The 12,152-nt window shown below is 66.1% G+C and carries 11 protein-coding genes; 7 read left to right on the forward strand and 4 right to left on the reverse strand.

Features of this window, described 5'->3' with window-relative positions; translation table 11 throughout:
• Positions 1-86: 86 nt before the first annotated feature.
• From groL to OKQ63_RS12895, 3 genes are all read right to left on the reverse strand, one after another.
• Positions 87-1,736, reverse strand: a complete 1,650-nt coding sequence (gene groL / locus OKQ63_RS12885; protein ID WP_264210478.1) for a chaperonin GroEL — start codon at positions 1,734-1,736, stop codon at positions 87-89.
• 64 nt (positions 1,737-1,800) lie between these two features.
• On the reverse strand, positions 1,801-2,088 hold the full coding sequence (locus tag OKQ63_RS12890) for a co-chaperone GroES (RefSeq protein ID WP_264210479.1): 288 nt from the start codon (positions 2,086-2,088) through the stop codon (positions 1,801-1,803).
• 335 nt (positions 2,089-2,423) lie between these two features.
• A complete protein-coding gene (locus OKQ63_RS12895; protein ID WP_264210480.1) occupies positions 2,424-3,116 on the reverse strand; it encodes a DUF2161 domain-containing phosphodiesterase in 693 nt (230 codons plus the stop codon).
• A gap of 149 nt (positions 3,117-3,265) precedes the next feature.
• On the opposite strand from OKQ63_RS12895, the gene OKQ63_RS12900 reads away from it, so the two are divergent.
• The 3 genes from OKQ63_RS12900 to OKQ63_RS12910 all read left to right on the forward strand — a co-directional run bounded on the left by OKQ63_RS12900 (position 3,266) and on the right by OKQ63_RS12910 (position 6,306).
• Positions 3,266-4,249 carry a TraB/GumN family protein gene (locus tag OKQ63_RS12900; RefSeq protein WP_264210481.1) on the forward strand — a complete coding sequence of 328 codons (984 nt, stop codon included), beginning with the start codon at positions 3,266-3,268 and terminating at the stop codon, positions 4,247-4,249.
• Between the two features lie 48 nt (positions 4,250-4,297).
• Positions 4,298-5,278, forward strand: coding sequence for a TraB/GumN family protein (locus OKQ63_RS12905; protein ID WP_264210482.1), 981 nt, complete (start codon positions 4,298-4,300; stop codon positions 5,276-5,278).
• Between the two features lie 107 nt (positions 5,279-5,385).
• Positions 5,386-6,306 carry a manganese-dependent inorganic pyrophosphatase gene (locus tag OKQ63_RS12910; RefSeq protein ID WP_264210483.1) on the forward strand — a complete coding sequence of 307 codons (921 nt, stop codon included), beginning with the start codon at positions 5,386-5,388 and terminating at the stop codon, positions 6,304-6,306.
• 78 nt (positions 6,307-6,384) lie between these two features.
• On the opposite strand, the gene OKQ63_RS12915 is transcribed toward OKQ63_RS12910, so the two are convergent.
• Positions 6,385-8,313 (reverse strand): methyl-accepting chemotaxis protein, encoded by a 1,929-nt coding sequence (locus tag OKQ63_RS12915; protein WP_264210484.1) that lies wholly within the window; start codon positions 8,311-8,313, stop codon positions 6,385-6,387.
• 236 nt (positions 8,314-8,549) lie between these two features.
• On the opposite strand from OKQ63_RS12915, the gene OKQ63_RS12920 reads away from it, so the two are divergent.
• The 4 genes from OKQ63_RS12920 (at position 8,550) to OKQ63_RS12935 (ending at position 12,039) form a co-directional block, all read left to right on the forward strand.
• Entirely contained in the window at positions 8,550-9,425 is an 876-nt protein-coding gene (locus tag OKQ63_RS12920) for a TIGR01459 family HAD-type hydrolase (RefSeq protein ID WP_264210485.1), read from the forward strand.
• Between the two features lie 211 nt (positions 9,426-9,636).
• Entirely contained in the window at positions 9,637-10,080 is a 444-nt protein-coding gene (locus OKQ63_RS12925) for a MaoC family dehydratase (RefSeq protein ID WP_264210486.1), read from the forward strand.
• A gap of 547 nt (positions 10,081-10,627) precedes the next feature.
• On the forward strand, positions 10,628-11,560 hold the full coding sequence (locus OKQ63_RS12930) for a bifunctional riboflavin kinase/FAD synthetase (RefSeq protein WP_264210487.1): 933 nt from the start codon (positions 10,628-10,630) through the stop codon (positions 11,558-11,560).
• On the forward strand, positions 11,557-12,039 hold the full coding sequence (locus OKQ63_RS12935) for a YcgN family cysteine cluster protein (RefSeq protein WP_264210488.1): 483 nt from the start codon (positions 11,557-11,559) through the stop codon (positions 12,037-12,039). The genes OKQ63_RS12930 and OKQ63_RS12935 overlap by 4 nt, the downstream gene beginning before the upstream one ends.
• Positions 12,040-12,152: the final 113 nt, after the last annotated feature.

Consider the following 12,152-nt stretch of genomic DNA (forward strand, 5'->3'; position numbering starts at 1 on the left):
TGCAGTCATCAGCGGTGGGCTCCCGGCAGATCGGCCTTTCGGCCAATCGCCTGTCGCCGCATCCCAAATCCCGGCGGGATTTGTGATTACATCATGCCGCCCATGCCGCCCATGCCGCCCATGTCGGGCATGCCGCCGCCTGCCGCGCCTTCTTTGGCGGGCTTGTCGGCAACCATGGCTTCGGTGGTGATCAGCAGACCGGCAACCGAGGCTGCGTCTTCCAGAGCGGTCCGCACCACTTTGGCCGGGTCGATCACGCCGAAGGCGAACATGTCGCCATATTCTTCGGTCTGCGCGTTGAAGCCGAAGGCCGGGTCGTTGCTTTCGCGGACCTTGCCGGCAACCACGGCGCCGTCAACACCGGCGTTTTCGGCGATCTGGCGCAGCGGCGCTTCGATGGCCTTGCGCACGATGACGATGCCTGCGGACTGGTCGGAGTTTGCGCCTTCCAGGGTTTCCAGCGCCTTGCCGGCCTGAACCAGGGCAACACCGCCGCCGACGACAACGCCTTCCTGCACGGCTGCGCGGGTCGCGTTCAGCGCATCGTCCACACGGTCCTTGCGCTCTTTCACTTCCACTTCGGTCATGCCGCCGACGCGGATCACGGCAACACCGCCTGCCAGTTTGGCAACGCGTTCCTGCAGCTTCTCACGGTCGTAATCGGAGGTGGTTTCCTCGATCTGGGTGCGGATCTGGGCGACGCGCGCTTCGATCTCGGCCTTCTCGCCGGCACCGTCGACGATGGTGGTCTCGTCCTTGGTGATTTCGATCTTCTTGGCGGAACCCAGCATGTCCATGGTGACGGACTCGAGCTTCATGCCCAGATCTTCGGAGATCACCTGGCCGCCGGTCAGGATCGCGATGTCCTGCAGCATGGCCTTGCGGCGGTCGCCGAAGCCCGGTGCCTTGACGGCTGCGATCTTCAGGCCGCCGCGCAGCTTGTTGACAACCAGGGTTGCCAGCGCTTCGCCTTCGACGTCCTCGGCAATGATCAGCAGCGGCTTCTGCGACTGGATCACCTGCTCCAGCAGCGGCACCATCGCCTGCAGCGAGGAGAGCTTCTTCTCGTGCAGCAGGATCATGCAGTCTTCCAGCTCGGCGACCATCTTGTCGGGGTTGGTCACGAAGTAGGGCGACAGGTAGCCGCGGTCGAACTGCATGCCCTCGACAACAGTGGTCTCGGTTTCCAGCCCCTTGTTCTCTTCGACGGTGATGACGCCTTCGTTGCCGACTTTCTGCATCGCGTCAGCGATCTGCTGGCCGATTTCGGCTTCGCCGTTGGCGGAGATGGTGCCAACCTGCGCAACTTCGTGGCTGTCGGTCACTTCGCGCGCCATGGCGCGGATGCCTTCGACGACTTTGGCGGTTGCCAGGTCGATGCCGCGCTTCAGGTCCATCGGGTTCAGGCCGGCAGCAACCTGCTTCAGGCCTTCCTTGACGATGGCCTGGGCCAGAACGGTCGCGGTGGTGGTGCCGTCGCCGGCTTCGTCATTGGTGCGGGAAGCAACTTCCTTCACCATCTGGGCGCCCATGTTCTCGAACTTGTCTTCCAGTTCGATTTCCTTGGCAACCGAGACACCGTCCTTGGTGATGCGCGGTGCGCCGAAGGATTTGTCCAGAACCACGTTGCGGCCTTTGGGGCCCAGGGTCACTTTCACGGCGTCGGCCAGAATGTTGACGCCCTTCAGCATGCGGTTGCGGGCATCGGTGTCGAATTTGACGTCCTTAGCAGCCATTTTTCACTCTCCTAGAGAAATTCGTGTGTGTCAGCGAGGGATGGGATCAGAGCAGCCGCAAGGCTTACTCGATGATGCCCATGATGTCGCTTTCCTTCATCATCAGCAGCTCTTCGCCGCCGACCGAGACCTCGGTGCCCGACCACTTGCCGAACAGGATCTTGTCGCCGGCCGAAACGGCCATCGCGATCAGCTCGCCGCTGTCCTTGCGCGCGCCTTCGCCGGTTGCGACAACAACGCCTTCGCTCGGCTTTTCTTTTGCGGAATCGGGGATGATCAGGCCGCCAGCGGTTTTTTCTTCGCTTTCGGTGCGGCGCACCAGCACGCGGTCATGAAGCGGTTTCAATGCCATCTTTGCAGCTCCTTAAAGGCTCAAAGGTTGTTATCTTTTGCCCTGCTCCCTGGCAGGGCAGTTATCACTCACACCCGGCGAGTGCTAACGAGGGGAAGCTAGGAATGCGCCCGGACCTTGTCAACACGGAATCGGCAAAAAAATGAAGGCGCCGGAGCGCCCCCTGCCGGCCGCGGAACTTTCCCTCCAGCAGCCGTGTCCCCGCGGGGCGCAAGGCCGGCCTTGAAACGGCCGGGGCCAGGCGCGCCGCCGGCCGGCCGGTGTCCGGATGTGGCAGTGCTGCCGGCCCTCGGGCAAATCAGGAAATTTGCAGCGGGCCGCAGCGCCTGTTCACGTCACCCGGCGGCAGATCCCGGCGCCTCTTCCTCCCAGCTTTCCGCCCAATGCACCAGGCCGGCGCGGCCCGCGTCGGTCAGCTGGTAGATGCCGGTCGCCACCCGCTCGAACCAGCCATAGTGGTTGCTGGCCATCAGCCGGGTGGCGCGCGCCACGCCGGTGGCGCGGGCGACCTCCGCCCCCTTGCAGGCGCCGGCCCGGGCCAGATGCGCGGCGCAGGCCAGCGCGTCCTGGCGGTAGGCGGTGACAATGCCGTGCCGGGTGGCGCCGCCCGCATTGGGGTCGCCGCGCAGGGTTTGGAACTCGCGCAAGAGCCGCGCCTGCTTCTTCTTCGACTTGCGCGGGCTGTAGGGGCCGGGGTCGCAGTGCACCTCCGCCCGGCCGTCCTCCAGCACCGTGATCAGCCCCAGCCCCAGCCGCCGGCACATCGCCAGATTGTCCTTCATCATCCGCCGCGCCTGCCGCCCCCCGGGCCGCGGCACCGCGATATAGACGTGATCGGCAACCGCGAGCCGGGCAAGCGCCTGATGGTACAAGGACAGCGAGAACTTCAGCTTCAGCTCGGCAATCACCGGCGGCTCATCGCCGCGGCAGGCCACCACATCGGCAGCCCCCACCTCGCCCTTCACCTCATAGCCCTGGCCTTCCAGCAGCGCCTTCACCGGCGCATAGAGCTGATCTTCGCGTTCCATGCCGCCATGACTGGCAGGAAGCGGCGGCGAAGGCAATCCGCGGCACGGTTTTACGGCCGGACGCGGGGTTTGGCATTGCCGCGCTCCCCGCCCCGCCCTAGGGTCATACATCCAGGCCACAGTTCCGGATTCCGGGGAAAGGGTGCTTGATGAAACGGATTGCACTGGCACTCGTCCTGGCTCTGCAGGCCTCCGCCGGAGTCGCCGCCTGCCGCGGCATCGACTACCGCGACCACCTGCCCCCGGCCACCGAAGCGCGGCTGGAGCGCGAGATGGCCGCCACCCCGTTTTCCCGCGGCAACCACTGGGTGGCGACCAAGGGCAGCCGCACCATCCACGTGGTCGGCACCATGCATGGCGGCGATGCCCGCATGGCCAAGGTGATGCGCACGCTGCGGCCGGTGCTGCTGTCGGCCCAGGCCATCTATCTGGAAACCCCGCAGGAAGAGATGGAAAGCCTGGACAGTATGCCGCCGGCGCTGGCCCGCAATTTCCTGCTGCCCAAGGGGCAGGAGCTGCGCCACCTGCTGGCCCGCGATGCCTGGCAGCGGTTCGAGCTTACGGCCCGGGTGACCGGCGCCAATCTGGAGACCGTGAACCGGATGCAGCCCTGGGCGATTTCCATGTTCCTGGTGCAAAGCGGCTGCCGCCCCTACGGCTTTGGCCTGCGGCGCGGGCTGGACGACCGGATCGCGGATTTTGCCAGCCGCAGGCGCATACCGCTGGGGGCGCTGGAAACCCCGGAGCAGGCGCTGACGGCGATTGCCAGCCTGCCGCTGCGCGACCAGGCCCGGATGCTGGAACTGGAGCTGGAGCTGGTGCAGTCCGGCAAGCCCGAGGATGCCACCCCGGTCGAGGCCTATTTCGACCAGAGCGTCTGGACCGCCTTCGTGCTGGCGCCCTGGATCAGCGCCCAGTACAGCAGCTTCTCGGGCGCCGAAACGGCGCGGCTGTGGCAGCAATACAACCTCCGCCTGCTGGACCGGCGCAACAAACGCTGGATGAAGGTGATTCTGGCCGCCCGGCAGGAGCGGATCGTGATTGCGGTCGGCGCCGCCCACCTGCCCGGCAGGAACGGCGTGCTGAACCTGCTGCAGGCCAAGGGCTTCAGCCTCACCCGCGCGCCGTGGTAAGGCTGGCGCATCCCGGTTGCCACCCATCAGTTTCAGGACCTGTCTTTCATGCGGCTATTCTTCTGCGTTCTCATTCTGCTGCTGCCCGCCGCGCTGCGGGCCGCCTGCACCGGCACCGATCTGCGCACCACCCTTCCGGCAGAGGGTCTGGCCCGGATCGAGGCACGCGCCGCAGCCGCGCCCTTTGCCGAAGGCAACCACTGGATTGCCCGCCGCGGCGCCCGGACCGTTCATGTGATCGGCACCCTGCACATCAGCGACCCGCGGATGGAAGGGATCACCGCAGGCCTGGCCCCGGTTGTCCGCCAGGCCGATCTGCTGCTGATGGAGGCCAGCCCCGCCGACAAGGCGGCGTTTGAGGACGAGCTGGGCCGCACCCCGTCGCTGATGCTGATCACCGAAGGCCCGACGCTGATCGACCGCCTGCCGCCCCAGGAGTGGGAGAGCCTGGCCGCAAAGGCGCGCCAGCACGGGGTCCGCCCCTGGATGGCCGCCAAGATGCGGCCCTGGTTCCTTGCCCTGTCCATGGCGGTGCCGCCCTGCGTGCTGCGGCAGAAGGACTTCAAGAACGGCCTTGACCAGCGCCTGGCCGCCGAGGCGGAACAGGCCGGAGTGCCGATCCGCTCGCTGGAGGATCCGATGGCCGTCATCCGGATGATGGACGGCGACCCGCTGGAGGAGCAGGTCCGGCAGCTGCGCGCGTTCACGGCCCTTCTGGGCGGCGGCGAGGACGCCTTTTCCACCACGGCAGAGGCGTATTTCGACGAGCAGCCGCTGCAGGCGCTCTACCTGAGCGAACAGGAGTTCCTGCACAGCGATGCCCTGACCGCGCAGGAACGGCAAGAGCTGTGGACCGACGCGATGCAAGAGCTGCTGGACCAGCGCAACCAAGCCTGGATTCCGGTGATCGAGGCGGCTGCGGGCAACAGGATCGTGGTGGCCGCGGGGGCGCTGCACCTGCCGGGGGAAAACGGCGTGCTGAACCTGCTGCAGCAGCAGGGCTACACACTGGAGCGCGCACCGTTCTGAGCACAGTGCCGCATTGCAGCAGCTGCGGGGTGACAAGCCCGCGCGCCGGTCCTATAAGGCGCGCAAATCTCCCCTTTTCGGACCCCATGAGTGAACAGGACAGTCCCATGACCCTTCAAGTTTTCGGCCATAAATCCCCCGACACCGATTCCACCGGCTCCCCGATCGTCTGGGCCTGGTACCTGAACGAGGTGAAAGGCGTTGCCGCCGAGCCCAAACTGCTGGGCGAGCCGAACACCGAAGCGGCCTTCATGCTGCAGCGCTGGGGCCTGGAAAAGCCCGCGATCATCAGCGATGTCGCCGATGACGCCGCTGTCGTGATCGTCGACACCAACAACCCGGCCGAGCTGCCCGCCAACATCAACGGCGCCGACGTGCAGGCGATCATCGACCACCACAAGCTGGTCGGCGGCCTGGAAACCAAGGGCCCGATCGACATCACCATCCGGCCGCTGGCCTGCACCGCCACCATCATGTTTGACCTGATGGGCGACGATGCCGCCAAAATGCCGGAGGCGATCAAGGGCGCCGCGCTGACCTGCATCCTGTCCGACACGCTGGAATTCCGCTCCCCCACCACCACCGCGCATGACAGGGCCGTGGCCGAAAAGCTGGCCGCCGATCTGGGCATCAACATCGCCGACTACGCGGCAGAAATGTTTGCGGCGAAGTCCGACGTGTCGTCCTTCTCCGATGCCGAACTGCTGCGGATGGATTCCAAGGAATACGCGGTCGAGGGCACCAAGTTCCGCGTCTCGGTGCTGGAAACCACCGCGCCGGCCGTGGTGCTGGACCGCAAGGCGTCGCTGATGGAGACCATGACCACCGTGGCGGCCGAGGACGGCGTCGACCAGGTGCTGCTGTTCGTGGTCGACATCCTGAACGAGGAAGCCACCCTGCTGGTGCCGAACGACCTGGTGAAGACCGTGGCAAGCAAATCCTTCGGCGCCGATGCCGCGGGCGACACCGTGGTGCTGCCGGGCATCATGTCGCGCAAGAAGCAGATCATCCCGAACCTCAAGGTCTGAGCCCGCGGTTCAGGCTGAAAACCAGCAAAGGCGCCCCGCGGGGCGCCTTTGCCGGCTGCGGCCGGTGCGCCGCCCCGCTCAGGCGGAATGGGCCAGCGGCTCTTCGCCGTCATCAGGCCAGACCTCGCTGCCATCGTTGAAGTCTTCCCAGATGGTTTCGCCCAGCGCCGCTTCCCTGGCCGCCGCTTCCCTGGCCGTCGGCGCCGGAGCCGGCCGGGGCGGTGCCGCCCGGGCCGCGGCGGGCTGATCCATCCCGGCAGCCGGCTGCGGTGCGGCGCCGCCGCCCTCGCGCAGAACGAACTGGCCGACAAGCTGGTTGAGCCCTGCGGTTTCATCCGTCATGGCGCGGATCGCGGAACTTGATTCGTCCACCATCGAGGCGTTCTGCTGGGTCACCGCATCCAGTTGCGAGACACCGATATTGATCTCGTTCAGCCCCTGCGCCTGTTCCGCGGCTTCGCTGGAGATGCCCGAAACCAGTTCGGCAATGTTGGAAACCTGGCTGACCACCGTGGCCAGCGCCTGCCCGGCGCCGTCCACTTTCTGCACCCCGTCCTGCACATGATCGGTGCTGGCACTGATCAGCGCCTTGATCTCGTTGGCCGCGTCGGAGGACCGCTGCGCCAGTGCCCTCACCTCGGAGGCCACCACGGCAAAGCCGCGCCCGACCTCGCCGGCCCGCGCCGCCTCGACACCGGCATTCAGCGCCAGAAGATTGGTCTGGAAGGCAATGTCGTCGATCACCCCGATGATCTGCGAAATCTGGCTGGAGGAATTCTCGATCTCGTTCATTGCGGCAATTGCGCCTTCGACAACCCGGCCGCTGCTTTCGACATCCTTGCGCGCAATCTCCACCGCCGACTGCACTTCCTGCGCATTGCGGGCCGAGGAGTTGACACTGGCCGTCATTTCCTCCAGCGCAGCCGCGGTTTCCTCCAGCGTGGCAGCCTGGCTTTCGGTCCGCGCCGACAGATCCACTGACGCGGCCTGGATCTCGTCCGATTGCCGCTGGATCCGGGCGCCGGCCTGGACCACTTCGGACATCAGCTCGTTCAGCTTGTCCACGGTTTCGTTGTAGTTCACCCGCAGCGGGTCGTAATCGCCGCTGAAGGGGCTGGAAATCCGGTCGCAGAGATCGCCTTGCGACAGCCGCTGGAGGCCGCTGCGCAGCCGTTCGATCACCTGCTCGCTTTCCTCGCGCAGGGCATTCTGTTCTTCCAGGGCGGCAATCACCCGGGCCGAGACGGCGTCGATGTCCTTGGCGATCTCGCCGAAGTCATCCGAACGCATCCGGTCGGCGACCTTGAGTCCCAGATCCCCTTCGGCCACTTCGCGCAGCGCCGCCCGCAGCCGCCCGATCGGCCGCACGATTGTCAGCGTCACATTGCGCGCGTTGTAGGCAATCACCACCAGCGCCGCCGCCGAGAACCCCGTCAGCAAATACAGCAACTGAAGGTCATGGGCCCGCGCCGCCTGCGCGGTCTGTTCCGCAAATGCCTTGATGTCCTTGCCCAGCGGCGCCAGCAGGAGATTGAGGGCCTTGTACTCGGATTGCAGCTGCGGCAGGCGGGCCCTGGCTGCTGCCGCATCCTTGAAGGCCAGATCCGCGACTTCCCCGGATATTTGGATGAAGGCTGCTGCCGCCGGCACAAGCTCCGCCACCTGCCGCCGGATGCCGCTGCTCATCTCCACCTTCTGCAAGGCCGCGACGGCCTTTTCCAGGGCTTGGGTGTCGCTGGAAAGCTTGGACTGCAATTCTTCCTTCTTGGCGGCCGGCCCGTCCGGCCCGACCAGGATCGCATGCACCACGCCGGCTTCGATCGCGTCATGCATCTTGTCCACCATCAGCTCCTGCCGGATGATCTCGGTCGCACTGATCTGCCGCTCAAGCTCCAGCTCGCTTTGCCAGAGGCTGTAGACAGCCGCGGCGGCCAGGATGACAACGGAAACAGTCGAAATGACTCCCGACAGAACCAGACGGGTCTTCATGGGCATCGTACGGAACATGGCGCATTCCCTCAAAGGTTGTTTCTATACCTTTAGGTTCAATCGATTAAGAAAGTGAAAAGAGCCCGGACAGCTCGCCCGGGAGGTGATTGCCCGCCGGAATCGGCAAGGCGGCGCCCCCGCCGGCGGATGCCCCGGGCCGGGCCGCTGGACGGCGGTGCGGCAGCCCGCCACTGGCCATTCCGCCGCGCCTCTGCCATAGCTGGCACACCGGAACCACGTGCGAAAGACCCGCCATGACCCAGATCATCAACGCCCTGTCCGAAGTCTCCAGCCGCTACAAGGCGCTGTTTGTCGACCTCTGGGGCTGCGTGCACAACGGCATCACCGCCTTTCCCGATGCGGTGGCGGCGTTGCAGGCCTACCGCCGGCAGGGCGGCCTGGTGGTGCTGCTGACCAATTCGCCGAAGCCGCGGGCCGGCGTCGCCGCGCAGCTGGGCCAGTTCAACGTGCCCGATGATGCCTATGACACGATCTCGACCTCGGGCGATTCCGCGCGGGCGGCGATGTTCACCGGCGCGGTCGGCAACAAGGTCTATTTCATGGGCGAATGGGAGCGCGACGCGGGCTTCTTCGAGCCGCTGCACGTGATCCACGACCCGGTGGAGATCACCCGGGTGCCGCTGCAGGAGGCCGAGGGCATCGTCTGCTGCGGCCCGTTCGATCCGCAGGCCGACCCGGCGGTGAACCGGCCCGATTTCCTCTATGCCAAGCAGAAGGGCATGAAGCTGCTGTGCGCCAACCCCGATATCGTGGTGGACCGCGGCGACACGCGGGAATGGTGCGCGGGCGCGCTGGCGCGGCTCTATGCGGAGATGGGCGGCGAGAGCCTCTATTTCGGCAAGCCGCATCCGCCGATCTATGACCTGGCGCGGCGGCGGCTGGCGGAACTGGGCACGGACATCGCCGACGGCGACATCCTGGCGATCGGCGACGGGCCGCATACCGACATCGCCGGCGCCATGGGCGAAGGCATCGATTCCCTGTTCATCACCGGCGGGCTGGCAGCCAGTGAGACAAAAACATCGGTCCAGCCGGACGCCGCGGCGCTGCAGTCCTATGCCGATCAGGAGCAGATCGCGCCGACCTATGCCATTGGTTTCCTGAGGTAAAATCCCTGTGCCCGGTGCGCCCCCCGCAGCCGGGCAAGCGCAGCAGCAGCGACACCCCGCCGCAACCGGCGGGGTTTTTCTTTGCCAGAAACCTCTTGATTTTCTGCAGCTGCAAAGTAATAAAGTTGCGCAAGCGGCCATCTTGGCGCGCAAAAGTTACAATGCCAGACGGTCAAGCAGCACGAACACGGCCAGGCGAACGGAGGATGAGATGTTGGACAACATGCCGCGCGGAACCATCTGCATCGAAGACATCGAGATGGGCATGGTGCGCTACCTGCGCAAAACCATCACCGACGAGGACATCCAGATGTTCGCCGAGGTCTCCACCGACCGCAACCCGGTGCATCTGGACGACGACTATGCGCAGGACACCATCTTTCAGGGCCGGATTGCGCATGGGATGCTCACGGCAGGTCTGATCTCGGCGGTGATCGGCGAGCAGCTGCCCGGCCACGGCACCATCTACATGAGCCAGTCGCTGAAGTTCCTGGCGCCGGTGCGCCCCGGCGACATGGTGCTGGCGGAGGTCGAGGTGACCGACATCGTGATCGACAAGCGCCGGGTCAAGCTGGAGTGCCGCTGCATGGTGGACGGCAAGAAGGTGCTGGTCGGCGAGGCCATGGTGATGGCGCCCTCGCGCAAGTTCGACTGAATTTTCCGGTTCGCAGCGGTTTCAGCCGCCGGGGGCCCTTGCCCTTGGCGGTTTGTCTTTGCCGGTCTGTGTTGTTCCGCTCTTTCCGTTCGGTTCTGCGCTGGGTCCCGTTTCAGGGGGCGGCGCCGCCGGGTGGAGGTGGACAGACCCCGCCGGGGGCCTGCTCGGACAAGCTGGCTTGGACGACCCCCTTTTTATCGGGGCCGGTCTCCGGGTGGTGCGCAGGCAGCCGCACAGATGCCTGCGCCTCGTCTCATGGCCCTTGCGCGGGGCCATGGCGGGGGATCGCGATCATTTGGGAGAATGCCATAAGGCCGTGAGGATTGCGTGAAGGGGGCGTGCGCCGGGGGCGCAACGCCTTGCGCGAGGAGATACCATCTCGCCGGGAGCAAAGCGCGCAGCGCCGCCGGGCAAACGCCTGCCCGTCCCACTGGGATGGCGCGCGCCCGGCGCCTGCGGCTTGATTCCGGACGGGTCTGCGTTGGTTGCCGCCCTCCCCCGCCACTGGCCGCTTGAACCGCCGCGCGGGTGCGGGTACGGATGCGCCATGCGTATCGTCAGAGATTATGAATTCGTCGAACACCAGGACCGGGGCGCCACCGTCGCCATCGGCAACTTCGACGGCGTGCACCTGGGCCATCAGTCGGTGATCGAGCTGGCCCGCAAGGCCGCGCCCGGGGCGCCGCTGGGGGTGATGACATTCGAGCCGCACCCGCGCGAGTTCTTTGCCCCCGATGCGCCGCCGTTCCGGCTGATGCGGCCGGACACCAGAGCGCACCGGCTGGAGAAGCTGGGGGTGGAGCGGCTCTATGAGCTGAATTTCAACACCGCGCTGTCGAGCCTGACGCCGGAGGAGTTCGCCCGCGACGTGATCGCCAAGGGGCTGGGGCTGCGCCATGTGGTGGTGGGCGCTGATTTCTGTTTCGGCAAGGGCCGCGCGGGCGATGCCGAAGACCTGAAGCGGTTCGGCGAACAGTACGGTTTCGGCGTCACCATCGCGCCGCTGATGGAATATTCCGCGCATGCGGTCTCCTCCACCGCGATCCGCAATGCGCTGAGCGAGGGGCGCCCGGGGGATGCCAAGGAGATGCTGGGCCACTGGCACCGGATCGAGGGCGTGGTGATCGGCGGCGAGCAGCGCGGCCGCGAGCTGGGCTTTCCCACTGCCAACATGTCGATCGACGGGCTGCACCAGCCGCGCTTCGGCGTCTATGCGGTGCTGGTCGATGTGCTGGACGGGCCGCTTGCCGGCAGCTATCACGGCGCCGCCTCGATCGGGGTCAGGCCGATGTTCGGCGGCGTGGTGCCCAATATCGAGACCTTCCTGTTCGATTTCTCCGGCGACCTGTACGGCGCGACGCTGTCGGTGGGGCTGGTGGAATTCCTTCGGCCGGAGCTGAAGTTCGACGGGCTGGAGGCGCTGATTGCCCAGATGGAGGCGGATTGCGCCGAGGCGCGCAAGATCCTGGCGGCACTATGAAACAGGGCAAGGACGTGATCGACCGCTCGGGCCTGGGCAAGCGTTTCTGGGAGAAGAAGCCGCTTGCGAAGCTGAACCAGAAGGAATGGGAAGCGCTGTGCGACGGCTGCGGCAAGTGCTGCCTGAACAAGCTGGAGGACGAGGACACCGGCGAGGTGGCGCTGACCCGGGTTGCCTGCCGCCTGCTGGACGACGCCACCTGCCGCTGCGCGCAGTATCCGATCCGCCACCAGTTCGTGCCGGAGTGCATCGTGCTGAAGCCCGGCAACCTGGACACCCACGCCTACTGGATGCCGCAAACCTGCGCCTACCGGCTGCTGTGGGAGGGCAAGCCGCTGCCGGACTGGCATCCGCTGCTGACCGGCACCCCCGAGAGCGTGCATGAGGCCGGGGTCTCGGTGCGCGGCTGGACGGTCTCGGAGTTCGAGATTTCCGAGGACGACTGGGAAGACCACATCATCGACGAACCCCTGGGCTGAGGCCGCTGCGGCGGCCGGTTTGGAGGCTGGTCCGGCGGCTGGACCGGGCGCAGCGGATTTGACCTGAATTCAACGCAACTCAAGGTTGCAATCCACCCCCGCCCCTGCCCAGA

It is taken from the genome of Leisingera thetidis, from assembly GCF_025857195.1.
Classification (GTDB): domain Bacteria; phylum Pseudomonadota; class Alphaproteobacteria; order Rhodobacterales; family Rhodobacteraceae; genus Leisingera; species Leisingera thetidis.

Bases quoted from the DNA above. Each gene is read 5' to 3' on its own strand.
- groL (WP_264210478.1), bottom strand. From the start codon at position 1,736: ATGGCTGCTAAGGACGTCAAATTCGACACCGATGCCCGCAACCGCATG.
- OKQ63_RS12890 (WP_264210479.1), bottom strand. From the start codon at position 2,088: ATGGCATTGAAACCGCTTCATGACCGCGTGCTGGTGCGCCGCACCGAA.
- OKQ63_RS12895 (WP_264210480.1), bottom strand. From the start codon at position 3,116: ATGGAACGCGAAGATCAGCTCTATGCGCCGGTGAAGGCGCTGCTGGAA.
- OKQ63_RS12900 (WP_264210481.1), top strand. From the start codon at position 3,266: ATGAAACGGATTGCACTGGCACTCGTCCTGGCTCTGCAGGCCTCCGCC.
- OKQ63_RS12905 (WP_264210482.1), top strand. From the start codon at position 4,298: ATGCGGCTATTCTTCTGCGTTCTCATTCTGCTGCTGCCCGCCGCGCTG.
- OKQ63_RS12910 (WP_264210483.1), top strand. From the start codon at position 5,386: ATGACCCTTCAAGTTTTCGGCCATAAATCCCCCGACACCGATTCCACC.
- OKQ63_RS12915 (WP_264210484.1), bottom strand. From the start codon at position 8,313: ATGTTCCGTACGATGCCCATGAAGACCCGTCTGGTTCTGTCGGGAGTC.
- OKQ63_RS12920 (WP_264210485.1), top strand. From the start codon at position 8,550: ATGACCCAGATCATCAACGCCCTGTCCGAAGTCTCCAGCCGCTACAAG.
- OKQ63_RS12925 (WP_264210486.1), top strand. From the start codon at position 9,637: ATGTTGGACAACATGCCGCGCGGAACCATCTGCATCGAAGACATCGAG.
- OKQ63_RS12930 (WP_264210487.1), top strand. From the start codon at position 10,628: ATGCGTATCGTCAGAGATTATGAATTCGTCGAACACCAGGACCGGGGC.
- OKQ63_RS12935 (WP_264210488.1), top strand. From the start codon at position 11,557: ATGAAACAGGGCAAGGACGTGATCGACCGCTCGGGCCTGGGCAAGCGT.